Below are 25,065 nucleotides of genomic sequence, written 5' to 3'. Positions count from 1 at the left end.
ATGGTTGATTCTTGACAGAAAAACAAACAGTGTGTATACTGTGTATATACGGTAGGTGATAGAATGAACATAATCATAAACTATAATGCAGAAGTCCCAATTTATGAACAAGTGTACCAACAGATTCGGGACAACATTGTTCAAGGAAAAGTGAAAGGTAATGAAAAACTACCTTCAATCCGTTTTCTAGCGAAAGAACTACAGGTGAGTGTGATAACCACAAAAAGAGCATATGAAGATTTGGAAAAAGATGGTTATATCTACACAGTGAAGGGTAAAGGAAGCTATGTTGCAGCACTTGATGCTAAAGAATTACAAGAGAACTATAGTTTAGAAATTAAAGAACATATCATTGAAATTTTAGCATTAGCAGATGTTGCTAAAATAACGGATCAAGAATTAATGAAGCTTTTTAAAGAAGTTAAGGAGGAAAACCAATGAAATCATTATTTTATAAAGAAAAAACGAGAAAGTGGTGGTGGGCTTTTTTAACAGGGATTACATTAATATATTTATCGACAGGACCAAAAAAAGATCCATTTTTCCCAATTTATATCTTTATCGTGCAAAATGATTACCACCGTGACTTATCATATCTACCACAAAAATGGTCAAAATTCTTTAAAGAATCTTTAATTGTAGCAGTCAGTTATTTTGTCTTAACGGTATTGGCTTTTTTCATTATTCGAAACTTCACATCCCAAACAATCTATAATCTTATTAATGGCATAGAAACATTATTTCTTACCTCAGCATTTATCTACCTCAGTAAGATTACAACAGATATCCAAGTAAAATTCCCACGTTTTATTAACGGCTTAGATGTCGTTGTTTATATAGGATCACTGATACTGTTGATTCTCATTAATAAAAGTGAACACTTTTCTAAATACCCACTTGAACGTGCAGTGACTGTTGTCATCTTTACCTTTATATTGTTACTGATTGTAACAGTTTATAAATGGATCATTCATACAAAATTTAACCAAACGGTTGTTTACGAAGCATCACAAGATTTTACAGTTGATAGTCTAAGCTATCGTTATAAAAAAGGTGATCGAAAACCCGCTCTGAATGATGTTAATATATCAGCTGCTCAAGGAGAAATTTTGGGAATTGTTGGAAAACATGGTGCTGGAAAAACAACGTTAATGAGGTTTATATCAGGCGAGTTGAATGTTAATGATAAACCAATTTACTTTGAAGGCGAAACGATCAACAAAGATAACTTAGGTTATGTGCCTGTCGATTTTCCATTCAAAAATTTTAGTAAGGTCAGTGATGTGGTGAACTATATGAGTCATGTTTATAGTCAATGGAATCAGGATGAGTTTGATGGATACGCAGGGCGTTATAACATTGAATCACAGCAAAAAATAAAAGAATTGTCATTGGGGATGCAACAACGATTAATGATTGCGATTGCTTTATCACACCAAGCCCGCTTGTTGGTGATGGATGAACCAACCGATGGTATTGATGGTTTTACACGTGAAGATATTATTCGAGACATTCAAAATTACAATTATAAATACAATGCGACGATAATCATCGCGACACACCAGGTAGAATTCTATGAAAATATACTTGATAAAATAGTTTATCTCGACGAAGGAAAGGTTGAATTAAAAACAGATATCATTACCTTTCAAACTGAATATCCATCGATTAAGGAATACATTCTAAGTCAAACAGAGGAGGAATAAGCCATGTTAAAGATTAAAGACGGAACAATTAGACGTGGTTCCTATGAACTTCAGGGAGTAAATATAGACGTGCCGAAAAACACTATTACCGTTCTAGTAGGGCGAAATGCCAGCGGTAAAAGTACTCTCATTGATGGTATTATTGGTAGTTTGTTATTTCAAAATGGAACCATAGAAAAAGAACAACTTAATATCGCCTATGTTGGAACAGATAACCCATTTGATAAGCGTGTTGAAGGCATGTTGATGTCAAGTGTCATGAAAGAAGTGGACAGCACATTCGACCCACAAAAATTTCGATATTACCTGGATGAGTTCTTGATTCCTGTTTATATGAATGTTTCTGAAATGTCTACAGGCCAATTAAAACTCTTTACACTCGCTTTAGGATTAGCAAGAGACACTAATTTGTTAATCTTAGATGAGATAGATACCAATTTAGATGTTGTTCATAAAAATAAATTGGAAAAAATTTTCGCAGATTATATGACTGTCGAAGGCCGATCAATCATTGTAAGTACCAATCAACTTGAACTTTATGACGATGTAGCAGATAGAGTTATTTATATTAAAGACAAGGCTGTGTTCTATGCTGGAGAAGTGTCTGAATTAATTGCAAATTATACGGTTTGGATTGGAAATGAAGAAGAATTCTCACAACTTTCGCCCGATGACATTGTTTATTATGAAAAGAATCAATTTAACATTAAGGCGTTACTGCATAAACCATCTCCCAAAAACGATTTAAAAATTAGTGAAATACTTCTAGGATTAGAAAGGAGTCGCCATGAAACGATTCATAAGCGTTAATACAAATACGATGATATGGCTAGTGATTTTTCTTGCTACATTGATTGTCATTCCAACAACAGTAATTACGCTGATGCCAGGTGATGAAGTAAGAAGCGTTAATGTAGCAATTGTTGTAGGTACGGGTTATGCAACACTCCTAAACTTAGTTTACAAAAATATATTTAGTCATGAATTCATACGGTTTAGTTTGAGTTTAGGGACGACTCGCCAAGAACTTTTCAACAATTCAATGAGAAAAGTAATGTTATCAATTTTAGGAATATCTGCATCTATGTTGATCTTTACAAGTAATGTTCCTACTGGATTCGACGTTGGTTTTACGTTTTCATTTCCATTAACGATTTTTCTTGTTATGTTTGCTCATATTTATGATGATTTAAAGAAGAAACCCATCATATATATGATTATTCCAGGTTTGTTCGCTCTTTCTAATTTGTCTGAAATAGTCATGATTATCATAATGTTAGCAGGGTCCGTACTGTTTTACTTCGTCATACGATCAATTTATTTAACGGGCGAACTAAGTTAAATCATTTCCCAGGAAATAAAGGAGGGCTTTATGAAAAAAATACTACTGAGTTTAATCGTGCTTTTGAGTGTAACAGCTTGTACGTTTACATCAGACTATCAAGGTGAGTATAAAATGTCGAGTCATGCTGTTTTTCAAGAAGAAGAACTTTACAATGAAGAAGAAAATCTTCACAGTGTCGCACGAACCATGAAAAGAGAGTATCATTGGATTGCTTATGCACACAATGATTATATTTATAAAACTGTAAGAGAAGATAAGTATTATTTTAATGACACGACGACACGGTTTTTAACTAATAATAATTATGATGTCAATGAATTAATCAATGCCATTATTAAGAATGAGTATCATGAGGACAATCAAACTGAATCAAAATCAAGTGTTGAAAAAGAATGGGATGATGAGGTTATTATCATTACCACAACAGAAGAAAGTCCAAAAAGAAAAGACGGATTTTGGGGAACTATCGTTCCTGAAGAATATTCATTAACACAAACAATTTCTGACTATGAAACAAAACTTAAAGATTATGGTTATACTTATACACTTGAAAAAGCAGATTAATGGAAGGGGATTGTTATGAAAAAAATAATCAGCATATTCCTTGTTGTTTTGGTAGGGTGTGCTCCCAACTATCAAGGTAACTGGGTTATGATTGTTGAAGAAGACTATCAAGGATGGAATTATCTTCAAATACCGGAAGAAGATATAAGAATTGAAAGAAGATTTTATGCTGATGATGATTATGTATTTAAAGAAGAACGTGAACTCATTGTGCTGAAGAGTGATCGAACACAAAGGGTATTAGAACTGTATGGAAATGATGAGGAACATTTACTCGATGAAATCATTAAATCGTTTTCATCAAATTGGGAAGTAACAATAACATTTGATTCACGTTCAATTAATGATGACAGTTACCACTATCTTGTCACAACGAAAAAACAAGAGAGAGAAACTGGATTTTTAAAGAAAATACCACCACAAGAAAATTCATTAACTTCAATCGTCAAACAGTATGACGAAAGTGGTGAAAATAAACTCTATAGAGTAATAAAACAAGAACCTTGATAAACATTGAAACATATGGTATTATTGTTCAGTAACTTATCTAGGGCGAACTGTGCTCTAGGCGGAAGGAGAAACAAATTATGAAACAAGGAATTCATCCAGAATATCATAAAACAAAAATCGTTTGTACTTCATGTAATACTGAAATCGAGGTTGGCTCAACTAAAGAAGATTTAAGAGTTGATACATGTTCAAATTGCCACCCGTTCTATACAGGAAAACAACGTTTTGGTAAGGCAGACGGCCGTATTGATAAATTTAACAAGAAATATGGTTTAAAATAAAAAATAAGGGCTAAACCCTTATTTTTTTTGGGCAAAGAGTGGTAAAATAAGATTAATGAGGTGAAAATATGATGTATCATCAATATAAACCTGGATATATAGAAGTTATCACGGGTTGTATGTTTGCGGGTAAAACCGAAGAATTGATTCGAAGAATCAATGTACTAAAATATGCGAAAGAGAATATTGTTGTCTTCAAACCAGCGATTGATAATCGTTACAGTGAAGAGGAAGTCGTCTCACACGCAGGAAGTCGTGTTCAGAGTTATAATGTATCAACAGCACTAGAAATTCTTGATTATGTCAGTGAAACAACAGATGTTGTTGCAATTGATGAAGTTCAATTCTTTGATGACAATATTATCAAGGTGTGTGATCACCTCGCAGTAAGAGGGATCCGTGTTATGGTCGCTGGATTGGACATGGATTTTAGAGGCGAACCATTTGGGGTTATCCCTAAATTAATGACAACAGCAGAATTTGTTACAAAATTAACAGCCGTATGTACAGTTTGTGGTGGACCAGCAACACGGACTCAACGTTTGGTTGACGGTGAACCTGCGTCCTATGATGATGAAATTATCTTAGTTGCAGCAAGCGAATCGTATGAAGCGCGCTGTCGACATGATCACATTATCAAAAACAAACCAGCAATCAATGGTGAATTAAGAGGTGAAAATAAATAATGGATAATACAATGCGCACAAGATTAGAAGGAATGTTGGAGCGAGAAGCAGAAATTAATGAGTTAATGATGGATCAAGCAGTCCTATCTGACTCAAAACGTCTTGCGAAACTTGGAAAAGAACAAGCATCAATGCAACAAACGCTTTCAGTCTATCGTCAATTTCTAGAGTCAGAAGAATTTTTTAATCAGGCAAAAGAAATGTTAGATATGGGAGATGCAGAATTAGCTGAAATGGCAGAGTTAGAAATTTCAGAACATGAAGAAAAAATGACAAAATTTATCGATGAACTGCAAGTTTTACTGATTCCTAAAGATCCAAACGACTCTCATGATGCGATTATTGAAATTCGTGGAGCAGCTGGTGGTGATGAAGGGAATATTTTTGCGGGAGATCTTTACCGTATGTATTCACGTTACGCAGAATCACTTGGGTATAAATACGAAGTGATAGAAGCAAGTACTGCAGAAGCAGGCGGGTTTACACAAATTTCATTTTTAATTAAAGGCGAAGAACCTTACCGTCACTTTAAGTTTGAATCAGGATCACATCGAGTCCAACGAGTTCCTAAAACAGAAACACAAGGACGGATTCATACGTCAACGGCAACGGTTTTGGTGATGCCAGATGTTGAAGAAGAAGATGTCGATATTAATCCTAATGATTTAGTTATTGAAACACACCGAGCAACGGGTGCTGGAGGGCAACATGTTAATAAAACAGACTCCGCGGTTAGAATTACGCATACACCAACCGGTATTTCAGTAAACTGTCAAGATGGACGAAGTCAACATGCCAACAAAGACAAAGCGATGCAGTTAATTCGTGCTCGTATTTTTAGTCATTTAGAAGAAGAAAAAATGAAAGAACAAAGTGCAGAACGTCAATCAAAAGTTGGTCGTGGTGATCGTTCAGAAAAAATTCGAACATACAACTATCCACAAAATAGAGTGAGTGACCACCGTATCGGTTTAACCTTACAAAAACTAGATATAATTATGGAAGGTAAATTGGATGAAATCGTTGCGGCACTCTTAGCAGAAGAACAAAAAGAAGTGCTAGCTCAAGGTCGTTAAGATGACATATAAAGAACTCATTCAAGCTACAGAAAGAAATGCAAAAAACCCTGATTTAATCAGGGTTTTACTGCTTGAAATGCTTAGAGAACGCAATTTAGATTTATATTTAGAATTAGAAAATGAAGTTGATGAAGCAATCATCGATCAATTTAATGATAATTTCAAACGATTAGAAAATAATGAACCATTAGCCTATGTTCTGGGATATCAATGGTTTTACGATTCAAGATTTTTAGTGAATGAAAATGTCCTCATTCCAAGACCAGAAACTGAGGAACTCGTCAACAATATTTTAATGGATATTGATGAATATTTTGAAGAAGTTGAGATCGTCGATGTGGCAACAGGCAGTGGAGCAATTGCTGTTTCTTTAGCTAAAGACTTGGGAGTGGCTGTTGATGCAAGTGACATCAGTCAAGAAGCACTCAACGTTGCGAAAGAAAATGCAGAATTGAACCAAGCAGATGTCAGTTTTTATCAAGGAGATATGTTAGAACCCATTATTAACCTTAACAAGAAATATGATGTCCTGGTTTGCAACCCTCCTTATATTAAAGAAGTTGAAGATGTCCAAACATCAGTCTTAGATTTTGAACCACATGTGGCTTTATTTGGTGGTGATGATGGGCTCTATTTTTACCGCAAGGTGTTTGATAAAGCGTCCCTTGTGTTAAAACCAAGGTCAATGATGGCGTTTGAGATTGGCTTTGATATTGGCGATGCCTTGGTTGAATTGGCTCAACAGCAGTTCCCAAATGCAACGGTTGTCTTAAAACAAGATATTAATAACTTAGATCGTATGCTATTTGTGTATCAAGGGATCAAGGTCCAGGAATAATGTTAAAAAGAGCATCATGAGATGCTATAATAAGAAAGAGAGGTTTATATGGAAACAATAAAATTCTCAAAAGATGAAAAAGATGCAATTGTGAGTACAATAAAATCAGGAGGCTTAGTGGCAATCATGACTGATACAGTGTATGGTTTAGCCGCTGATAGTTCTCAAGATGAATTGTATGAAAAATTGCAAAAAGCAAAAGGAAGACCGGCAGATAAACCATTTCCATTGATGGTTTCTTCATATCAACAGATTGAAGATATTGCAGTGATTGGTGAGCGTGAACGTCGTTTAATTCATGCATTTATGCCAGGTGCTTGTACGTTTATATTCAAGATTAAAGAAGGTGTTTTTCCTTTTTTAAGTAAACAATCGACCATCGGAATTAGAATGGCTGATGATCAATGGGTACTCGATTTAATTGAAGGAATCGGTTCGCCAATTTGGTTACCTTCCGCCAATTTATCCGGCCTTGAAACAGCCCTAAATTCGGATATGGTTATTGACCAGTTAGATGGAAAAATTGAAGGTGTGGTCTTAGGTAAAGCCTCAGGACGTCAATCATCGTCAGTGTTTGATCTCAGTGGTGAATCGATTGTTTGTTTAAGAGAAGGACCGCTGTCTTTAGAGGAAGTCTTAAAGGAGGAGTCAAGATGAAGAAAATTTCGTTAGCAAGTGACCATGGTGGTTACGAACAAAAAGAAGCTGTAAAGAATTTCTTACTTACAGAAGGATATGAAGTCAAGGATTTTGGGGTATATTCAGAAGAAAGCCAAGATTACAGTGATTTTATTTATCCAGCTGCTAAAGCAGTTGCAGATAAAGAAGTCGATTGTGGGATTATTTTATGTGGAACAGGAATTGGTGCAAGTATTACAGCGAATAAAGTTCGTGGCATTCGTTGTGCCCTTGTAACAAGTGTTGAGGTAGCTCAATTAACACGTGAACATAATGACTCCAATGTTCTTGCTTTAGCAGGCCGTACAACAGATTTAGATACAAACTTAGCAATTGTGAAAACATGGTTAGACACAGAGTTTAGCCATGATGAGCGTCATGAACGCCGTATTGATAAAATTTCGAAAATCGAAGATAAGGAGAACCGCTAATGAGAGATACATTGGTTTTTGATGCAATTGCGAAAGAAGAACAACGTCAAATTGATCATATTGAATTAATTGCTTCAGAAAACTATGTTTCTGATCAGGTTTTAGAAGCAGCCGGAAGCATTTTAACGAACAAATATGCTGAAGGTTATCCCCATCGCCGTTACTATGGTGGCTGTGAATATGTCGATATTATTGAAGAATTAGCTATTAATCGATTAAAAGATATCTTTGGAGCACAACATGCGAATGTCCAACCACATAGTGGGTCTCAAGCTAACATGGCAGTTTACATGACAATATTAGAACATGGTGATGTTGTTTTGGGGATGGATTTAAATTCCGGTGGTCATTTAACACACGGACATCAACTTAATTTTTCAGGTGTAAACTATACGTTCTTCTCATATTCAGTGAATCCCTATACAGAGATGATTGACTATGATCAAGTACGTAGTATTGCTTTAGAAACCCGTCCCAAATTAATTGTGGCCGGAGCAAGTGCATATGCCAAAGAGATAGATTTTGTTAAATTTAGAGAAATAGCTGATGAAGTCGGTGCATATTTAATGGTAGATATGGCTCATATTGCCGGTTTAGTTGCTGCAGGACTACACCAAAATCCAGTACCTTATGCAGATTTTGTAACGACCACAACCCATAAGACACTCAGAGGACCACGAGGTGGAGCTATTTTATGCAAACAAGAATTTGCAAGAAAGTTAGATCGTTCTGTATTCCCAGGAATACAAGGTGGACCTTTAATGCACTTGATTGCTGCAAAAGCTGTATGTTTCCATGAAGCGAGCCAACCATCTTTTATTGAATATCAAAAACAAGTTGTTAAAAATGCACAGGTCATGGCCAGCACTTTTAAAGAACTTGGTTATCGATTGGTGAGTGATGGAACTGATAATCATTTAATTCTATTAGATTTAAAACATAGTATTAAAATGACAGGAGCCCATGCCGAAATTATTTTAGATAAAGTAGGTATTACAACGAATAAAAATGCGATTCCGTTTGATACGGAAAGACCAGCAGTTACAAGCGGCTTACGTTTAGGAAGCCCAGCAATGACAAGTCGTGGTTTTAAAGAAGAAGAATTCAAACAAGTTGTTCTATGGATTCATGAAGCTTTAACAAACTACGAAAATGAAGAAAAACTAAAAGACATTAAAGAACAGGTGACAACGTTAACTCGTCGTTATCCTGTGAGAGGAGAACGCGTATGATTACAGTCTTAAACCATCCATTAATTACTCATAAATTAACTCAAATGAGACGAGTTGAAACAGGAACTAAAAGTTTCCGTCAAAATTTAGACGAAGTTGCAGGATTAATGGCCTATGAAATTACCCGTGATTTAAAATTAGATCCAGTGACCATTAACACACCTGTTATGGAATATGAAACAGCAGAATTAACAAGAGAGATTGTTCTTGTTCCAATTCTTAGAGCAGGTCTTGGAATGGTTGATGGGATTTTATCTTTAATTCCAACAGCAAAAGTAGGACATGTTGGTGTATATCGTGATGAAGAAACATTACAACCCCATGAATATTTTGCTAAATTCCCTGAAAACTTAGATGAAGCAGAGGTCTTAGTGCTTGATCCAATGTTAGCAACAGGTGGTTCAGCGGACGCTGCTATTGAGATCGTAAAAAAACATGGTGCAAAATCAATTAAATTAGTTTGTTTAGTTGGAGCACCTGAAGGGGTAGAACTGATTAAAAAGCAACACCCTGATGTTGACATTTTCCTAGCAGCCCTTGATGAAAAGTTAGACGAAAAAGGTTACATCGTACCAGGTCTTGGAGATGCTGGCGATCGAATTTTTGGTACAAAGTAGATAGATACTATCTACTTTTTTTAATTTTAATGAGTACTATGTGATTTTTTGTTGAAATTTCCATTAATATGGTAATTATTCTCATTATTTGATATAGTATTATAGGTGATTAATGATGCCAGATATCATAAGAATAGTTATTTATTTATTTTCATTTACATTTTCTGCATACGCATTAAGTGGTGTTGATTTTTCTAAAATCATGAAACATCAGTCAGAAACTAAAATTCAGTTGCTCTATATCTTTCTTTCGTTAGCGATAGGATATGGTGTTGCGAGTTTTGTAATGGGGATATCTAGGTACTCAATTTTGTAGAAAAATGAAGGGAAGGTTTTTTATATGTTTTCAAAAGCAGTCGGAATCGACTTAGGAACAGCGAATATTTTAATTTATGTTAAAGGTGAAGGTGTGGTTATTGAGGAACCATCAGTTGTATCAATTGATGCTCAAACCAAAAAATGCTTGGCAGTAGGTCAAGAAGCCAAAGATATGTTGGGAAGAACACCGGGGAGAGTTCTAGCAATTCGTCCATTAAAAGATGGTGTGATTGCAGATTTTGAAGTGACAGAAATGATGCTTCAACATTTTGTTAGAAAACTTAATTTAAAAGGAATCTTTTCGCGTCCGACTATTTTAATATGCTGCCCTTCAAATATTACTTCAGTAGAACGAAAAGCGATTAGTGATGCTGCATACCGTGCAGGGGCTAAACGTGTTTATATTGAAGAAGAGCCAAAGGTTGCTGCTGTGGGTGCTAATTTAGATATTGCTAAGCCAACAGGATCAATGGTATTGGATATAGGTGGAGGAACAACGGATGTTGCGATTCTATCACTAGGGGAAATTGTTACAAGCACATCATTAAAAGTTGCGGGTGATAAATTAGATCAAGATGTCATTAAATTTGTTAAAGACAAATACAAATTATTAATCGGAGATCGTACAGCAGAGGAAATTAAAACTCATATTGGTACAGCTTGGAAAGAAGATATTGAATCGTTAGAACAAAAAACAATTGCTGTGAGTGGACGTGACTTGGTGACAGGATTACCAAATACCATTCAATTACGTGCAGAAGAAACTGCCGAGGCAATGGCAGAAAGTTTACAAGATATTGTACGAGCATGTCGAACAGTTCTTGAACAAACACCGCCAGAATTATCAGCAGATATTGTGACACGTGGAATCGTCTTAACCGGTGGTGGAGCATTGCTTCATGGTCTTGATAAATTAATTTCGCATGAACTTAATATTCCAGTTTATGTTGCAGAAAACGCATTATCATGTGTTGCTGAAGGAACAGGAATTATGTTAGAAAACTTAGATTTAGTTGGATAAACCAGGGAAACCTGGTTTTTTTTTAGGGAAATGAATCGAAATAGTCTATATAAAAAAGAGGGGGTGGAAATGCCATACAAGATTTCTGAGTCATGGTTATTAAACTATGATAATCATGAACATCGACAACAAGTGGAAAAATTCATCGATGATTACCGGCAATACCTGTTAAACTTACCAACAGATAAGCAGAAATGTGAGTGTATTAGTAAGATGAACCAAATGAAACGTAAGAAATATTGGTCGTGTAATGACATTAATATTAATATTACATGTGGTGATATTTGCTATGTTGATTTTGGTGTTGGTTATATAAATGAATGCTCTTATCAACATTTTGGTATTATACTTAAAATGATGAATCATAAAGTTTATGTTTTACCCATGACGTCCAATAAAAGGACGGTCGAAAAATCAAAGCTGTGTGAAAAAGATCATTTGTTTTATATTGGACAGCCAGAAGGGCTTCATAAAGAAACATGTACGTTTATTAACGATGGACGTTTTATAAACAGTGCACGGGTAATTTCTGTTAATGCTCATATTGATACAGATTGTAAGTTATTTAAAGAGTTGAATAAAGTTGTTATTGAGAACTTCTGTGATAAAATATGAGTGGTGGTTTAATGGTTAAAAATTCAAAAATCATTGTAGCAGTATCGGGAGGGCCAGATTCTATGGCCCTTTTAGATATGCTTAGGCTACAAAATAATGAATTAGTGGTTGCACATGTCAATTATCAACAACGTGAAACAGCGAAGCGTGATGAAGAGATAGTTCAAAGATATTGCATTAAATATGGAATTCCGTTTGAACTGAAATTATTCGAAAATGAAGATTACAGTAATTTCCAAGACGCAGCAAGAGTTTTTCGTTATAATTTTTTCAAAGAGCTTCTCGTTCGCTATGAAGCAGAATTTGTTGCGACAGGTCATCATTTTGATGATGATTTAGAAACATATGTTTTTCAAAGAAATCGTAAAATGAAAAGTGATGATGTTGGTTTAGCAAAGAATTCAATCGTTAAAGGAGTTCGGATTTCTCGTCCGTTATTAACGTATCATAAAGAAGAATTGATTCAGTATTGTAATGACTTTAACATCGAGTATGGGATTGATGAAAGTAATCTAGAACTTCATTATACAAGAAATAAAATACGGCATGAGATAAGTCATCTTGATGACAATGAGTATCAAAAATTGATTGTTGAAATGCAAGAAAAGAGAAATGAAAACCAAGAGTTTAAAATGAAAATGAATGAACGTGTGAACTCATGGGAAAATGCTTTGACAATTAAAGAGTATGCTACAATAGATAATGGCTATCGATATATCTATCTCCGAGAGTGGCTAAAAAAACATGGAATTGAAGTCTATACAATGAGTGAAAGCTACCTTTTAGAAATCGATAGAAATATTGTTAATGAATCAGCAAATTATGAATTTAATAATTTGGTGTTACAATCTTCGTATGACACAATTCTTTTATATAAAAAAGAAAGCTTTAGTTATAAGTTTAATGATGTTGATGAGATTCTTAAATTTGAATCGCCTTACTTTTCTATCGAACAAGAAGGAAAGAAAATTGAAGGAATAACACTAACATCAAAGGATTTTCCATTGACGATTCGTAGTGGAAAATTAGATGATCAAATAAAAATGAGATTTGGTCATAAAAAACTAAGACGATTCTTTATTGATGAAAAAATACCGCATGATAAACGACAAATTTGGCCAGTTGTTGTAAATGCCGAAAAGAAGGTCATTTTCGTGGCTGGAATAGGCTGTGATGTGCATCATTACTCTAACAATCCCAGTTTATTTATGATAGAATTAAAGGTATCGTAGGAGGATTTAATCTATATGCATCAGGATATAAAAGAAATATTAATTAGTGAAGAGGAAATAGAAAAGAAATGTGAAGAATTGGGATCGATAATTAACGATCATTATAAGGATGCAAAGGATCCTATAATATTTGTTGCTTTATTAAAAGGTTCAGTTCCGTTTTTAGCAAGACTTATTAAATATATTGACTTAGATATAGAATATGATTTTATGGATGTATCAAGCTATGCTGGGACTGAAACGACACGTGATATTCGGATCTTGAAAGATTTAGATCGTTCAATCAAAGACACTAACATCTTATTGGTTGAAGATATCGTGGATACAGGACATACGATTAAAGCAATTATAAAATTATTAGAAAACAAAGGTGCAAAAGACGTTAAAATCGTTTCACTTTTAGATAAACCTTCCCGTCGAGAAGTCGATGTTTATGCAGATTTCATTGGGTTTGAGATTCCAAATGAATTTGTGATTGGATTTGGGTTAGATTTTAATGAAAAATATAGACATTTACCTTATGTTGGAATTCTCAAAGATGAAATTTATCAATAAGGAGTGATTTAATTGAAAAAAAGAAACAATATAATCGGAATAGTAATGACGTTCTTGATGGTTCTTACCTTGTTACAACTAGCAAGTCATCAAGTATCAAAAACGTTGACTGTTAAAGAATTTGAAGACGTTGTTGAAAAATATGAAGTAAGTAAAATGGTTATGACACCTAAGAATACAATTGTTGAAATTGAAGGTGTTTATAAGAAAAATGGTCGAAATACAAATTTCTCAACCAGAATTGTAAATAATGAAGAACAAGTTAATAAATACTTAGAAATTCTTGAGAGTAAAAATGCAAAGTTAACGGTTGCTGATCCAAATCAATCAAATTTTTTCCTTGATTTGTTATCCTTAACGGTACCTTATATAATTCTTGGTGGAATTATGTTCTTTATCTTCTCTAAAATGGGTGGAGGCGGAAACTCCAAAGCCTTTGAATTTAGTAAGTCACGTGCAAAAGTTCAAGGTGATATAAAAGTTCGCTTTGATGATGTTGCGGGTGCAGAAGAAGAAAAGCAAGAAATGGAAGAGCTTATTGACTATTTGAAGTATCCTAAGAAATTTGAAAAAATGGGGGCACGTATTCCTAAAGGAATGTTATTAGTGGGTCCTCCAGGAACAGGTAAAACCTTGTTAGCTAAAGCTGCGGCAGGGGAAGCGGATGTTCCTTTCTACTCAATCTCAGGTTCTGACTTTGTGGAAATGTTTGTTGGGGTTGGGGCAAGTCGTGTTCGTGATATGTTTAAGAAAGCCAAAGAAACAGCGCCTTGTATTATCTTTATTGATGAGATTGATGCTGTGGGTCGTCAACGTGGTGCCGGTTTAGGTGGTGGCCATGATGAACGTGAACAAACACTGAACCAGATGCTTGTTGAGATGGATGGTATTGATGAAAACTCAGGTGTGGTTGTCTTAGCTGCAACGAACCGTGCAGATGTTTTAGACCCTGCATTACTCCGTCCTGGTCGTTTTGATCGAACGATTACAGTTGGTTTACCAGATGTTAAAGCTCGTGCAGAAATCTTAGGGGTTCATGCACGTAATAAACACTTGGCAGATGATGTTGAATTAATGAACATTGCTCGCCGTACGCCAGGATTCTCAGGTGCTGATTTAGAAAACGTCTTGAACGAAGCAGCGATTCTAACTGTTCGTGAAGACGAGGAAAAAATTACAACACCAATAATTGATGAAGCGATTGATCGTGTCATCATGGGACCTGCTAAAAAATCTAAAAAATATTCAGAAAAAGAACGTCATATGGTTGCGGTTCATGAAACTGGTCATGCCATTGTTGGACTGAAACTTGAAAGTGCTGATATGGTTCAAAAAGTTACGATTATTCCACGTGGTGATGCGGGTGGATATAACTTGATGACTCCACGTGAAGAAACATTTACACAAAGCCGTTCAGATTTAATTGGTAAAATTACTGGTTATCTTGGGGGACGTGTTGCTGAGGAAATTTTCTTTGATGAAATTTCAACAGGAGCTTATGCTGATATTCAATCAGCAACCAAGATTGCAAGAGCTATGGTTATGTCATATGGTATGAGTAACTTAGGACCAATTCAATATGAAAATGGTGGCGGTGAGAGTGTATTCTTAGGCCGTGATTATTCTTCATCCACAAATTATTCAGGAGAAATCGCATTCGAAATTGATAAAGAAGTTCGTCGAATCATTGATGAAGCGTATGAAAATGCTCGTCAATTAATTGTAGATAATCGTGAATTGATGGAACGAATTGTTGATGGTCTATTAGAATATGAAACATTGACTGCTGAACAAATTCAACGTATTGTCGAAGGTAAAGAGCCGATGGAAGTTGAAGAAGAACAAGTTATTGACGTAGAAGTCGCTTAATTTAGTAACAAGAGCCCCGTTAATCTGGGGCCTTTTTTAAAAGGAGAAAAGAAATGGCAGATAAATTAATCAGAGCCTTAGCATTAAATGATGAAATTCGATTGTTTATGGTCGATACGACAGACCTTATAGAAAAAACAAGAAAACTTCATGACTTGTATCCGACAAGTGCAGCAGCCCTTGGACGCACAATGAGTGTTGCTACGATCATGGGGTCTATGTTAAAAGATGAAAAAGAAAAATTGAAAATTGAAATTAGAGGGTCAGGCGCAATTAACTATATGTTTGTTGATGCTTATAATAATGGTAATGTGCGTGGTTTAGTATCAAATCCACAAGTATTTATGGTTAACGAAGCAAATGGAAAACTTGATGTTGGTGGTGCTATTGGAAGTGGATCACTTAAAGTCATCAAAGAAACAGATGGACAGAGTTCATTTGTATCGCAGGTGGATTTGCAAACAGGAGAAATTGGCGATGACTTTGTTTACTACTTTGTTCAAAGTGAACAAGTTCCTTCAGCATTATCTGTTGGCGTCTTAGTGAGTGAAGATTTAAGCATTGCCTCAGCAGGAGCTTTATTATTCCAAGTACTTCCTTTCGCAAGTGAAGAAAGTATTCAAAAAGTTGAAGAGGTTCTATCAAAGTTAGCGCCAATTTCATCGTTATTGTTAGAGCAAAGTGCAGAAGAAATTGTGATGTCCTTATTTGATGATGTTCGTATACTTGATGAGCATGATGTTCATTATCAATGTACATGTCATCGAGATCAAATGCTCTCAGCACTGGCAACACTTCCTAAAGAAGATATTGCTGTCATGATGAAGGAAGACCATGGTGCTACATTAGAATGTCACTATTGCCATTCTCAATATCCATTCTCTGAAGAAGAACTTGGGGAATTGATTGCATAAACTAGTAATATATAGATGAAAAAAGTTTGTATATTTGATATTATAGGTAAAGAATAGTAAAAGGGAAGTGTGATAGTTGTGGATAATAATTTATTAAGTGAGCAAGAAGTTGTTCGTCGTGAGAAAATGGAAGAGCTTGTTGAAAAGGGAATTAATCCTTTTGCAAGTGGCTTTAAACCAAAAGAAAGAAGTACAGATATTCTAAGTCGTTTTGAAGACAAAGACAAAGAAGAATTAGCGGAAATTGATTATCATACATCCGTTGCAGGCCGTGTCATGACAAAACGTGTTATGGGGAAAGCGGGCTTTTTCCACTTGCAAGATCGAGATGGTCAAATTCAAGTTTATTTACGTAAAGATGCTGTTGGAGAAGAATGGTTTGAGTATTATAAAGAAATGGACTTGGGTGATATTGTAGGAATTGAAGGAACAGTTTTCCGTACAAATCATGGTGAATTGTCAATTAAAGCTGACAAAATTGTTCACTTAACGAAAGCACTTCGACCCTTACCTGATAAGTTCCATGGTCTTGTTGATCAGGAAGAAAGATATCGTCGTCGTTATGTTGATTTAATCATGAACGAAAGTTCACGAAAAGTAGCGATGATGCGTCCTCAAATTATGAAAGAAATACGTCACTTCTTTGATAACCGTGGCATGATAGAAGTTGAGACACCTGTTTTAACACCGATTTTGGGTGGTGCTGCAGCACGACCATTCGTAACACACCATAATACATTAGATATGGAGTTCTACTTACGTATCGCAACAGAACTACCGTTAAAACGATTGATTGTCGGTGGATTAGAAGGTGTTTATGAAATAGGACGTTTATTCCGTAATGAAGGGATGAGTCCAAAACATAATCCTGAATTTACCACAATTGAAGCTTATGTTGCTTATGCAGATTTTAAAGACATGATGGTGCTTCAAGAAGAACTGTTAGAACATTTAGCAACCACAGTTGTAGGGACAACGGAAATTAACTACCAAGGTGTTGATATTAGCTTAAAAGGACCCTATAGACGTGTTCATATGGTTGATATTGTTAAAGAGGTAACTGGTGTTGATTTATGGGCAAACATGTCCGATGAAGAAGCAGTACAAATTGCGAAAGACAACAATGTTCCATTAGAAAAACATCAACAAACTTATGGGCATGTTGTGAATGAATTCTTCGAGACATTCTGTGAAGATAAGATTGTACAACCAACATTTGTTTATGGACACCCAGTTGAAGTCTCACCACTCGCAAAGAAAAATGAAGAAGACCCACGATTCACAGACCGTTTTGAAACATTCATTGATGGTCGTGAATATTCAAACGCATTCAGTGAGTTAAACGATCCAATCGATCAACGTGAAAGATTCGAAGCGCAACTCCGTGAAGCTGATTTAGGGAATGATGAAGCAAACGAAATGGATGTTGATTATGTTGAGGCGTTAGAATATGGAATGCCACCTACAGGTGGAATTGGAATCGGACTCGACCGTTTGATTATGTTACTAACAGATAGTCAAAGTATTAGAGAAGTTATTCTGTTCCCACATATGCGTCATAGATAACATTAAAACAGAGGCTATAGAGCCTCTTTTATTATGAAATAATAATTCAAGTATTTTGAATTTATAACTTAAAATTCTAGTTGATTATAGTTATGAGTATAAATATTAAAAATTTTTTAAATTTCATGAAGTTCAAGGGCTTCACCTAGAATTTCATGAATTTTATTAGGGGGAACAATAGCACTATGGTTATAAGCAAAAGGTTTAAGATTATTTCGTATGTCAGTATATTTTTCTTTATCATTCACATTGTATTGCAGCCTGCTTATTAAGGTTGAGATATTAGATTTCATTCTTATTTCAAATAAATTATTTCTTGCATCAACAATTCGTGTTTCGTCATCTAAGTTAATCTCATTTCTCAATTCATCAAGATATGGTAAATTTTTCTCAATAAAATCCTCAGGAGATACTGCTAATCCTGAAATACTTAAGGTATTATATTCTCTAATTAACAAATTTTCCATAGCAATCTCAAATTGTTTTATGGAGACTTCTTTTGCTATTTTAACTAATTCAACCTTCAGTTTCTCATATTGAAAACTTTTTATCCGATTTCCGCTTATTAAAATAGAAATAACTGATATAGATACAATTACAGCGACAACATAGTATCTCTTGTAAAAAAATAAATAAGGACTGATCTGTATAATAATGCATAATTAATAATGTTTAGAAATTTGTTCTTCATTTTCTGCTCCTAATTATATGATATAGATAGTGCTATCCCCTAATGGAGAAAGATTTATCTTTTTAAAGTGCACCTCGCTGGCAATTCATTTTACATTCTTCTGTTATAGTCTAAAATAAGTGATTAAAAAAATCAATTATAAAAAATCGAATACGCCTATCTTAAGCCTAATTTACGCCCAACTAGAGGAGATGTAACGACTTTCATATTTATGGAATAGAAGTAAATCTACTATTAACGACTTACGTGTAAATAAGTCTTTATCGTCCACATATTCGTCAGAGATAAAATAAACTAAGAAGGCGAAGTGGCTTCTTTCTTTTTATACAATTTAAAAAATAGTATAATTTTAAATTTAAAATTATTTGATATAATAAAGTTAACGAAAAGGGTGGTTATATGAATATAGATAAAATGGTGGCACTAATAAACTTAGGTGAAGGTATTAATATTGAGTTTAAAAAGAATGAAAAGAAACTAAGTAAGGATGTCTATGAATCAATTTGTGCTTTCTTGAACACAAATGGTGGCCATGTTTTTTTAGGTGTAAGAGACGATGGAAAGATATTAGGTGTAAATGGTGAGAGCATTAAAGAAATTAAAGAAACATTTGTTACCACGGTCCATAATCCGAAAAAAATAAATCCACCCGTTTATTTAAACATTGAAGAATATGAATTAGAAGGCGAAACAATTTTTTATATATTTGTTCCTAAGAGCTCTCAAGTACATAGATGCAGTAATAGAGTCTATATAAGAAATGAAGATGGAGATTTAGACATTACCGATAACACTACTCTATTATCTAATTTATATGCTAATAAACAAAGTAATTACATTGAAAACACAATTTATAAGGCTATTAGTGTAGAGGACTTAGAAACTGCTTGGTTTAATAAAGTAAGAAAATATGTCAAGCTGCAAAGGAAAGACCATCCATGGATTACAATGACTGATTTGGAGTTATTGAAAAGTGCAGGCTTGTATTTAAAAAATCCTAGTTCTGGTGAAGAAGGTATTACTTTAGCTGGTATACTTATTTTTGGAACAGAAAACACAATACAATCAGTTTTACCTCATTACAGGATAGATGCACTATTAAGACGTGATAATACTGACAGATATGATGATAGAGATGATATAAGAACTAATTTACTTAGCAGCTATGAAAGACTAATGAATTTCGTAAAGAAACATATTAATGATAGTTTTTATTTAGAAGGTGATGTTCGAATTAGTCTTAGAGATAAAATTTATAGAGAGGCTGTTTCAAATGTTTTAATACACAGAGATTTTTCGAACCCTTACCCTGCAAAAATGATAATTGAAAAAAATCAAGTTTATTTTGAAAATGCAAATAAACCAAATGGATTTGGTGAGATTGACCCTAGTTCATTTGCTCCTTTTCCAAAGAACCCTACGATTGCTAAGTTCTTTAAAGAAATAGGATGGGTTGATGAGCTTGGCTCAGGAATAAGGAATATTTATAAGTATAATAAAATGTATGTAGGAATAGAGCCAAAGTTTATCGAAGGAGACATATTCAATATTTATATACCATTGAAGGATAGTGAAGAAGCTAGAGAGGTTATAGAATTAGATGAGATTGATCATAGAATTCTAGAAATCATCTCTGAAAATCCTTCGATTTCAATAAGAGAACTTGAACCACAATTAACTATAAAAAGAAGTGCAATAAACACAAGAGTAAGGAAACTTATTGATAGTAATATTATTGTAAAAACTGGTGCTAAAAACAATCCGGTATATAATGTAAAAAAAATATAAATTAAGTTTATTAATTATTTATTTGAGATAAGCAAGGTTATTAGTACTTTAGAAATCATCGGACACCACCGGATACCACCGGACAATACCGGACACCACCGGACACCGCCGGACAATACCGGACACCACCGGACACCGCCGGACACCGCCGGACACCACCGGATACCACCGGACAATACCGGACACCACCGGACACCGCCGGACACTACCGGACACCGGGGGAGACAATGCCGGATAGCAACGGGATACTACCGTATACTGTCGGAAACCTAATGCCGCAGTTATGAAGTATAACTCTTTCTTGGCTACAATAAAGAAAACATTTAACAGTCTACCTTTTAAAACAGATCAGACAAATTGCCATAAAATAAACAACGATCAAATTACGCCTTATCTTACGCCCAACAAGAGGCGCCTTGTAACGACTTTTAATGACTTGCATATTTATGACGATATAAGTATATCCACTATTAACGACCTTTAACGAGTTTTAGCGACTTACGTGTAAATAGGTCTTTATCGTCCCTCATATGAGACATCGATAATAATAAATTCAGAAGGCATTTAAGCCTTCTTTTTAATTTAGTAATTAAAATTAATGATAAATAAAAAAAATTGATTAAAAAAACAATGAACGAATATAAATTATAAAAGAAGTATGATCAGTCCAATTTATTTACAGATTTTAGACATTTTTTAAGAATACTGAAACTTACATAATGAAGCAGGAACCGCAACTGACAATGAGAGGAAGTACAATTAGTCGTAGAAGTACTAAAAATAATTACAAAAGCAATTTCGGTAAAAAAATCAGCATATATGAAAAATAAATATAAATCGAAGAATTTCATAAAAATTTATTTATGTATTTAAGTAATTATGAAAAGTCTTTTATTTGATATAATAAAATCAGGAGGGTCGTATTATGTCAGAAATAAAGTTGTTCTCAATCACAGGTAATGTAAAAGAATTAGAAAGCAATACATTTGATTTAGAAGTAGAACTTCAAAGAAAAATAGAAGAAAATATGGATGTAATCTTCCAAGTTGATTACCTTACAAGTGAATATTCTTTTAATGGAGGAAGAATAGATAGTTTAGGTATAGATGAAAATAACTCGCCAGTGATATTTGAATATAAAAGAAATATGAATGAGAATGTAATAAATCAAGGATTATTTTATTTGGAATGGCTGCTTGATCATAAGGCTGACTTTGAATTATTAGTAAGAGATAAATACGGAAAAGGGAGATCAAATCAAATTGAGTGGAATAATCCTGTTGTTTATTGTATTGCTAATGGATTTACGAGATATGATGTTAATGCTGTCAAACAAATGCAAAGAAATATTAGGCTAATAGAATACAAAAAGTACAATGGAATACTTTTATTTGATTTTCTGAATTTAGATCTGAAAGTAAAGCCGATACAAAATATTGTCTCGAAAGTATCGAAACAGAGAACTATCGAGGATAGAATGCAATCATTAAATGAAAAACTAAAACCAATTCTTGTAGAATTAAGAAACTATATTATATCTATAAGTGAAGATGTTAATGAAGTAGTAATGAAACAATATATTGCTTATAAAAAAGTAAATAATTTTGTGACTTTAGATTTGACGAATGATAAGATTCAAATATATTTAAAGCTTAATCCAGATGATGTTGAAATAAAAGAAAACATGAGAGATATGAGGGGGATAGGCCATTTTGGAACTGGTGATGTTGAGATAATCATTAGAACAGTAGAAGATTATAAGTATTCCTTGGAATACATTGATTTAGCATTTATGAAAAATTAAATCGAAAAGCAATATAATTCCCAACCTCAAAAATGGTTAAATCTAAGTTTATTTACGTAAAGATGCTGTTGGAGAAAAATGGTTTGAGTATTATAAAGAAATGGACTTGGGTGATATTGTAGGGGTTGAGGGAACAGTTTTCGTGCAAATCATGATGAATTGTCAATCAAAGATAACAAAATTGTTCACTTAACGAAAGCACTTCGACCATTACCTGATAAGTTCCATAGTCTTGTTGATCAAGCAGAAAGATATCGTCCTCAAATTATGAAAGAAATACATCACTTCTTTGATAACCGGGCATGATAGAAGTTGAGACACCTGTTTTAACACTGATTTTGAGAGGTGCAGTAGCACGACTATTAATTTCATATCACAACAGAATACCGTTAAAACAATTAATTGTGGTGGATTAGAAGGTGTTTATGAAATAGGACGTCTATACCGTAATGAAGGAATGAGTCCAAAACATAATCCTGAATTTACCACAATTGAAGCTTATGTCGCTTATGCAGATTTTAAAGACATGATGGTGCTTCAAGAAGAGTTGTTAGAACATCTAGCAACTACAGTTGTTGGGACAACGGAAATTAACTACCAAGGTGTTGATATTAGCTTAAAAGGACCTTATAGACGTGTTCATATGGTTGATATTGTTAAAGAGGTAACTGGTGTTGATTTATGGGCAAACATGTCAGATGAAGAAGCAGTACAAATTGCAAAAGACAACAATGTTCCATTAGAAAAACATCAACAAACTTATGGGCATGTTGTGAATGAATTCTTCGAGACATTCTGTGAAGATAAGATTGTACAACCAACATTTGTCTATGGACACCCAGTTGAAGTCTCACCGCTCGCAAAGAAAAATGAAGAAGACCCACGATTCACAGACCGTTTTGAAACATTCATTGATGGTCGTGAATACTCAAACGCATTCAGTGAGTTAAACGATCCAATCGATCAACGCGAACGATTCGAAGCTCAACTCCGTGAAGCTGATTTAGGGAATGATGAAGCAAACGAAATGGATGTTGATTATGTTGAGGCGTTAGAATATGGAATGCCACCTACAGGTGGAATTGGAATCGGACTCGACCGTTTGATTATGTTACTAACAGATAGTCAAAGTATTAGAGAAGTTATTCTGTTCCCACATATGCGTCATAGATAAGAATAAAATTAGAAGCATTTTAAACTGTACCTCGTGTCAAGGACACGTAAATAAAAAAGCATTATACTAATCCCAATCTAAATTATTTAGGTTGGGATTTTTAAATACTTAATACTTGAGGTAATTTTTAATTTACGCAATAAAGCTGGAGTACTCAAATATTCATCATAATAATCATCCAAATTATTTTTAAACTTCATTTATCATATCTATAGTTTCTTTGCATCTTATTACATTATTTCTACTGTTATCTATTGAAATTGATTTATTCAAGTAATTGATAGCCACTTCATCTCCAGACATGGGATGTAAAAATAGCCCTACATAGTATCCAATAATATAATATAAATATGCAATTACCTCTTTATTTTGTTCGGTTTTTTTTTCGAAATATTGAATTTGAGATATCAATTTGAAATAAACATTTTCGCTGTTAATATTGTTATCATTAAGAAAGTTCTCAACTTCTAACACACTAACAAGTGTAATGTGTTTATATACTTCTTTTGCGGTTAGTTTATCATTATTTCCAAAAGAAAAATACTTTTTTAGTGTTGTCATTTTATTTCACCCAAGGATTGAAATCCTAATCTCTCCACCCATGAATTTAATTATATTATTCATTGATAGTGTAAGGACTTCTGATGCCATTTGTATTCCATTATTAACAGATTCATTTATAAAAATAACATCTGAATATATTTCGTAAACTTCCCCTTCATACGCTTCTAAAAGATCAACAAACTCTTGTTCGATTATTTTATCTCCGTTTTCCAGAATTATATTAGCTTCATATAAGATTGTTTCTTCTGCTAAAACGGAACTTGTTATTGATAGTATTATCGTTAGTGAAAATATTAAACTTAATATTTTTTTCATAAGTTAAACCTCCTATATATACGATTATCATACCACGATATAGCGTATAAATTTCTTGTTTTCTAATTCTAATTCATGTTTTAATTCTAGCTTTTCTATTTCATTTTGTTGTATTTTTTCTTCTAGTTCTCTAATACGTTTTTTTATTTTCTTCTGCTTTAGTATCTCGCATTTCAATTTGCTTTGTAATAACTTCACTAAATCTATTTTGGTCTTCAACTTCTTCCCACAATAACAAAATTTGTCCTTTATAAAAGTTAATATGATCATCAGAAAGAATTTCAGTTTTAACACCATACTCTGATTCTAGTTGATTTAAACCTAAATCAGTTTGTAATGGTATAGTGAATTTGCAACACCTGTATATAATCCAGCAAATTGAAGAAACAGGAGAGAACCCATGATACATTACAGCACAGAAATTAAGAAAAAAATTGTTACAGCAATATCCAAGATGGTCGTTCAATTGCGAGTCTTTCAAGCAAATATGGTGTGTCTACCGAATCAATTAATAACTGGATTCGTGATTACCGCAAAGAATGCCAAACAGAGCCTAAAGCAATGAATGAAATTAGAAATTCTTAGATCTATTTATATACTAGTGTTCCCAAAATGCTTGACCATTACTACTGTTATTAGCATTCTTCGAACTCGCAAGCTATAATAACAGTA

At 33.9% G+C, this 25,065-nt stretch carries 30 protein-coding genes and 1 pseudogene; 27 read left to right on the top strand and 4 right to left on the bottom strand.

Annotation, left to right across the window (positions count from 1 at the left end; all coding sequences use genetic code 11):
• Positions 1-63 precede the first annotated feature (63 nt).
• From GVV10_RS08430 to lysS, 22 genes are all read left to right on the top strand, one after another.
• Positions 64-441, top strand: coding sequence for a GntR family transcriptional regulator (locus GVV10_RS08430; RefSeq protein ID WP_159521619.1), 378 nt, complete (start codon positions 64-66; stop codon positions 439-441).
• Positions 438-1,706: an ATP-binding cassette domain-containing protein gene (locus tag GVV10_RS08425; RefSeq protein WP_159521617.1), complete on the top strand. Its 1,269-nt coding sequence runs from the start codon at positions 438-440 to the stop codon at positions 1,704-1,706. The genes GVV10_RS08430 and GVV10_RS08425 overlap by 4 nt, the downstream gene beginning before the upstream one ends.
• A gap of 3 nt (positions 1,707-1,709) precedes the next feature.
• A complete protein-coding gene (locus GVV10_RS08420) occupies positions 1,710-2,516 on the top strand; it encodes an ATP-binding cassette domain-containing protein (RefSeq protein ID WP_159521615.1) in 807 nt (268 codons plus the stop codon).
• Entirely contained in the window at positions 2,494-3,048 is a 555-nt protein-coding gene (locus GVV10_RS08415; protein WP_159521613.1) for a hypothetical protein, read from the top strand. The genes GVV10_RS08420 and GVV10_RS08415 overlap by 23 nt, the downstream gene beginning before the upstream one ends.
• Positions 3,049-3,078: 30 nt before the next feature.
• Positions 3,079-3,615, top strand: coding sequence for a hypothetical protein (locus GVV10_RS08410; RefSeq protein WP_159521611.1), 537 nt, complete (start codon positions 3,079-3,081; stop codon positions 3,613-3,615).
• 15 nt (positions 3,616-3,630) lie between these two features.
• Positions 3,631-4,122 (top strand): hypothetical protein, encoded by a 492-nt coding sequence (locus GVV10_RS08405; RefSeq protein ID WP_159521609.1) that lies wholly within the window; start codon positions 3,631-3,633, stop codon positions 4,120-4,122.
• 80 nt (positions 4,123-4,202) lie between these two features.
• On the top strand, positions 4,203-4,406 hold the full coding sequence (gene rpmE, locus GVV10_RS08400) for a 50S ribosomal protein L31 (RefSeq protein WP_159521607.1): 204 nt from the start codon (positions 4,203-4,205) through the stop codon (positions 4,404-4,406).
• A 71-nt stretch (positions 4,407-4,477) separates the two neighbouring features.
• Positions 4,478-5,092, top strand: coding sequence for a thymidine kinase (locus GVV10_RS08395; RefSeq protein ID WP_159521649.1), 615 nt, complete (start codon positions 4,478-4,480; stop codon positions 5,090-5,092).
• The gene (gene prfA, locus GVV10_RS08390) at positions 5,092-6,168 is read left to right on the top strand and encodes a peptide chain release factor 1 (protein ID WP_159521605.1); all 1,077 of its coding nucleotides are present in this window, start codon (positions 5,092-5,094) and stop codon (positions 6,166-6,168) included. The genes GVV10_RS08395 and prfA overlap by 1 nt, the downstream gene beginning before the upstream one ends.
• 1 nt (position 6,169) lies before the next feature.
• On the top strand, positions 6,170-7,009 hold the full coding sequence (prmC, locus tag GVV10_RS08385) for a peptide chain release factor N(5)-glutamine methyltransferase (protein WP_159521603.1): 840 nt from the start codon (positions 6,170-6,172) through the stop codon (positions 7,007-7,009).
• Positions 7,010-7,057: 48 nt separating this feature from the next.
• Positions 7,058-7,666: an L-threonylcarbamoyladenylate synthase gene (locus GVV10_RS08380; RefSeq protein ID WP_159521600.1), complete on the top strand. Its 609-nt coding sequence runs from the start codon at positions 7,058-7,060 to the stop codon at positions 7,664-7,666.
• Complete coding sequence (gene rpiB / locus GVV10_RS08375; protein WP_159521598.1) at positions 7,663-8,118, top strand: ribose 5-phosphate isomerase B; 456 nt, start codon at positions 7,663-7,665, stop codon at positions 8,116-8,118. The genes GVV10_RS08380 and rpiB overlap by 4 nt, the downstream gene beginning before the upstream one ends.
• Complete coding sequence (locus GVV10_RS08370) at positions 8,118-9,350, top strand: serine hydroxymethyltransferase (protein ID WP_159521596.1); 1,233 nt, start codon at positions 8,118-8,120, stop codon at positions 9,348-9,350. Before rpiB ends, GVV10_RS08370 begins: the two co-directional genes overlap by 1 nt.
• On the top strand, positions 9,347-9,967 hold the full coding sequence (gene upp, locus GVV10_RS08365) for a uracil phosphoribosyltransferase (RefSeq protein ID WP_159521594.1): 621 nt from the start codon (positions 9,347-9,349) through the stop codon (positions 9,965-9,967). Before GVV10_RS08370 ends, upp begins: the two co-directional genes overlap by 4 nt.
• Before the next feature lie 115 nt (positions 9,968-10,082).
• Complete coding sequence (locus GVV10_RS08360) at positions 10,083-10,283, top strand: DUF1146 domain-containing protein (RefSeq protein ID WP_159521592.1); 201 nt, start codon at positions 10,083-10,085, stop codon at positions 10,281-10,283.
• A gap of 24 nt (positions 10,284-10,307) precedes the next feature.
• Positions 10,308-11,306 carry a rod shape-determining protein gene (gene mreB, locus GVV10_RS08355; RefSeq protein ID WP_159521590.1) on the top strand — a complete coding sequence of 333 codons (999 nt, stop codon included), beginning with the start codon at positions 10,308-10,310 and terminating at the stop codon, positions 11,304-11,306.
• 69 nt (positions 11,307-11,375) lie between these two features.
• Complete coding sequence (locus GVV10_RS08350) at positions 11,376-11,921, top strand: hypothetical protein (protein WP_159521588.1); 546 nt, start codon at positions 11,376-11,378, stop codon at positions 11,919-11,921.
• A gap of 11 nt (positions 11,922-11,932) precedes the next feature.
• Positions 11,933-13,153: a tRNA lysidine(34) synthetase TilS gene (tilS, locus tag GVV10_RS08345; RefSeq protein WP_159521586.1), complete on the top strand. Its 1,221-nt coding sequence runs from the start codon at positions 11,933-11,935 to the stop codon at positions 13,151-13,153.
• A gap of 15 nt (positions 13,154-13,168) precedes the next feature.
• Positions 13,169-13,708 carry a hypoxanthine phosphoribosyltransferase gene (gene hpt, locus GVV10_RS08340; protein ID WP_159521584.1) on the top strand — a complete coding sequence of 180 codons (540 nt, stop codon included), beginning with the start codon at positions 13,169-13,171 and terminating at the stop codon, positions 13,706-13,708.
• Positions 13,709-13,753: 45 nt separating this feature from the next.
• A complete protein-coding gene (gene ftsH / locus GVV10_RS08335; RefSeq protein WP_159521647.1) occupies positions 13,754-15,577 on the top strand; it encodes an ATP-dependent zinc metalloprotease FtsH in 1,824 nt (607 codons plus the stop codon).
• 53 nt (positions 15,578-15,630) lie between these two features.
• Complete coding sequence (hslO, locus tag GVV10_RS08330) at positions 15,631-16,491, top strand: Hsp33 family molecular chaperone HslO (protein WP_159521582.1); 861 nt, start codon at positions 15,631-15,633, stop codon at positions 16,489-16,491.
• A gap of 78 nt (positions 16,492-16,569) precedes the next feature.
• Positions 16,570-18,057, top strand: coding sequence for a lysine--tRNA ligase (gene lysS / locus GVV10_RS08325; protein ID WP_407925656.1), 1,488 nt, complete (start codon positions 16,570-16,572; stop codon positions 18,055-18,057).
• Positions 18,058-18,173: 116 nt separating this feature from the next.
• Here lysS and GVV10_RS08320 read toward each other — a convergent pair whose 3' ends face one another.
• The gene (locus GVV10_RS08320) at positions 18,174-18,524 is read right to left on the bottom strand and encodes a hypothetical protein (protein ID WP_159521580.1); all 351 of its coding nucleotides are present in this window, start codon (positions 18,522-18,524) and stop codon (positions 18,174-18,176) included.
• A gap of 623 nt (positions 18,525-19,147) precedes the next feature.
• Between GVV10_RS08320 and GVV10_RS08315 the strand changes: the two genes are divergently transcribed.
• From GVV10_RS08315 to GVV10_RS09550, 4 genes are all read left to right on the top strand, one after another.
• Positions 19,148-20,536, top strand: coding sequence for an RNA-binding domain-containing protein (locus tag GVV10_RS08315; RefSeq protein ID WP_159521577.1), 1,389 nt, complete (start codon positions 19,148-19,150; stop codon positions 20,534-20,536).
• Positions 20,537-21,461: 925 nt separating this feature from the next.
• On the top strand, positions 21,462-22,340 hold the full coding sequence (locus GVV10_RS08310; RefSeq protein ID WP_159521575.1) for a DUF5655 domain-containing protein: 879 nt from the start codon (positions 21,462-21,464) through the stop codon (positions 22,338-22,340).
• 159 nt (positions 22,341-22,499) lie between these two features.
• Positions 22,500-22,646 carry a hypothetical protein gene (locus tag GVV10_RS09610; protein WP_236261888.1) on the top strand — a complete coding sequence of 49 codons (147 nt, stop codon included), beginning with the start codon at positions 22,500-22,502 and terminating at the stop codon, positions 22,644-22,646.
• Between the two features lie 64 nt (positions 22,647-22,710).
• Complete coding sequence (locus GVV10_RS09550; protein ID WP_328705631.1) at positions 22,711-23,514, top strand: amino acid--tRNA ligase-related protein; 804 nt, start codon at positions 22,711-22,713, stop codon at positions 23,512-23,514.
• A gap of 189 nt (positions 23,515-23,703) precedes the next feature.
• Here the strand turns inward: GVV10_RS09550 and GVV10_RS08300 are convergent, their stop codons facing one another.
• From GVV10_RS08300 to GVV10_RS08290, 3 genes are all read right to left on the bottom strand, one after another.
• A complete protein-coding gene (locus tag GVV10_RS08300; RefSeq protein WP_159521573.1) occupies positions 23,704-24,075 on the bottom strand; it encodes a hypothetical protein in 372 nt (123 codons plus the stop codon).
• Positions 24,076-24,081: 6 nt separating this feature from the next.
• Positions 24,082-24,393 (bottom strand): hypothetical protein, encoded by a 312-nt coding sequence (locus tag GVV10_RS08295; protein ID WP_159521571.1) that lies wholly within the window; start codon positions 24,391-24,393, stop codon positions 24,082-24,084.
• Between the two features lie 130 nt (positions 24,394-24,523).
• A complete protein-coding gene (locus GVV10_RS08290; protein WP_159521569.1) occupies positions 24,524-24,802 on the bottom strand; it encodes a hypothetical protein in 279 nt (92 codons plus the stop codon).
• Here GVV10_RS08290 and GVV10_RS08285 point away from each other — a divergent pair.
• Positions 24,794-24,966 (top strand): annotated as a pseudogene (locus GVV10_RS08285) (transposase); the annotation flags it as partial. The gene GVV10_RS08290 and the pseudogene GVV10_RS08285 overlap by 9 nt on opposite strands.
• Positions 24,967-25,065: the final 99 nt, after the last annotated feature.

The sequence above is a fragment of the Erysipelothrix urinaevulpis genome (assembly GCF_009828835.1).
In the GTDB taxonomy this organism is placed as follows: domain Bacteria; phylum Bacillota_I; class Bacilli_A; order Erysipelotrichales; family Erysipelotrichaceae; genus Erysipelothrix; species Erysipelothrix urinaevulpis.
The sequence above is the reverse complement of the archived record's forward strand: the minus strand, read 5'-3'. Positions and strand labels throughout refer to the sequence as shown.

What these genes read in the sequence shown, in the direction of transcription:
- GVV10_RS08320 (WP_159521580.1), bottom strand. Translation starts at nt 18,524, where the DNA reads ATGGAAAATTTGTTAATTAGAGAATATAATACCTTAAGTATTTCAGGA.
- GVV10_RS08315 (WP_159521577.1), top strand. Translation starts at nt 19,148, where the DNA reads ATGAATATAGATAAAATGGTGGCACTAATAAACTTAGGTGAAGGTATT.
- GVV10_RS08350 (WP_159521588.1), top strand. Translation starts at nt 11,376, where the DNA reads ATGCCATACAAGATTTCTGAGTCATGGTTATTAAACTATGATAATCAT.
- GVV10_RS08360 (WP_159521592.1), top strand. Translation starts at nt 10,083, where the DNA reads ATGCCAGATATCATAAGAATAGTTATTTATTTATTTTCATTTACATTT.
- ftsH (WP_159521647.1), top strand. Translation starts at nt 13,754, where the DNA reads ATGACGTTCTTGATGGTTCTTACCTTGTTACAACTAGCAAGTCATCAA.
- GVV10_RS08310 (WP_159521575.1), top strand. Translation starts at nt 21,462, where the DNA reads ATGTCAGAAATAAAGTTGTTCTCAATCACAGGTAATGTAAAAGAATTA.
- GVV10_RS08415 (WP_159521613.1), top strand. Translation starts at nt 2,494, where the DNA reads ATGAAACGATTCATAAGCGTTAATACAAATACGATGATATGGCTAGTG.
- prmC (WP_159521603.1), top strand. Translation starts at nt 6,170, where the DNA reads ATGACATATAAAGAACTCATTCAAGCTACAGAAAGAAATGCAAAAAAC.
- tilS (WP_159521586.1), top strand. Translation starts at nt 11,933, where the DNA reads ATGGTTAAAAATTCAAAAATCATTGTAGCAGTATCGGGAGGGCCAGAT.
- GVV10_RS08405 (WP_159521609.1), top strand. Translation starts at nt 3,631, where the DNA reads ATGAAAAAAATAATCAGCATATTCCTTGTTGTTTTGGTAGGGTGTGCT.
- mreB (WP_159521590.1), top strand. Translation starts at nt 10,308, where the DNA reads ATGTTTTCAAAAGCAGTCGGAATCGACTTAGGAACAGCGAATATTTTA.
- GVV10_RS08410 (WP_159521611.1), top strand. Translation starts at nt 3,079, where the DNA reads ATGAAAAAAATACTACTGAGTTTAATCGTGCTTTTGAGTGTAACAGCT.
- GVV10_RS08380 (WP_159521600.1), top strand. Translation starts at nt 7,058, where the DNA reads ATGGAAACAATAAAATTCTCAAAAGATGAAAAAGATGCAATTGTGAGT.
- hslO (WP_159521582.1), top strand. Translation starts at nt 15,631, where the DNA reads ATGGCAGATAAATTAATCAGAGCCTTAGCATTAAATGATGAAATTCGA.
- GVV10_RS08290 (WP_159521569.1), bottom strand. Translation starts at nt 24,802, where the DNA reads ATGTATCATGGGTTCTCTCCTGTTTCTTCAATTTGCTGGATTATATAC.
- GVV10_RS08295 (WP_159521571.1), bottom strand. Translation starts at nt 24,393, where the DNA reads ATGAAAAAAATATTAAGTTTAATATTTTCACTAACGATAATACTATCA.
- GVV10_RS08430 (WP_159521619.1), top strand. Translation starts at nt 64, where the DNA reads ATGAACATAATCATAAACTATAATGCAGAAGTCCCAATTTATGAACAA.
- GVV10_RS08370 (WP_159521596.1), top strand. Translation starts at nt 8,118, where the DNA reads ATGAGAGATACATTGGTTTTTGATGCAATTGCGAAAGAAGAACAACGT.
- GVV10_RS08425 (WP_159521617.1), top strand. Translation starts at nt 438, where the DNA reads ATGAAATCATTATTTTATAAAGAAAAAACGAGAAAGTGGTGGTGGGCT.
- prfA (WP_159521605.1), top strand. Translation starts at nt 5,092, where the DNA reads ATGGATAATACAATGCGCACAAGATTAGAAGGAATGTTGGAGCGAGAA.
- GVV10_RS08300 (WP_159521573.1), bottom strand. Translation starts at nt 24,075, where the DNA reads ATGACAACACTAAAAAAGTATTTTTCTTTTGGAAATAATGATAAACTA.
- rpiB (WP_159521598.1), top strand. Translation starts at nt 7,663, where the DNA reads ATGAAGAAAATTTCGTTAGCAAGTGACCATGGTGGTTACGAACAAAAA.
- hpt (WP_159521584.1), top strand. Translation starts at nt 13,169, where the DNA reads ATGCATCAGGATATAAAAGAAATATTAATTAGTGAAGAGGAAATAGAA.
- GVV10_RS08395 (WP_159521649.1), top strand. Translation starts at nt 4,478, where the DNA reads ATGTATCATCAATATAAACCTGGATATATAGAAGTTATCACGGGTTGT.
- rpmE (WP_159521607.1), top strand. Translation starts at nt 4,203, where the DNA reads ATGAAACAAGGAATTCATCCAGAATATCATAAAACAAAAATCGTTTGT.
- GVV10_RS08420 (WP_159521615.1), top strand. Translation starts at nt 1,710, where the DNA reads ATGTTAAAGATTAAAGACGGAACAATTAGACGTGGTTCCTATGAACTT.
- upp (WP_159521594.1), top strand. Translation starts at nt 9,347, where the DNA reads ATGATTACAGTCTTAAACCATCCATTAATTACTCATAAATTAACTCAA.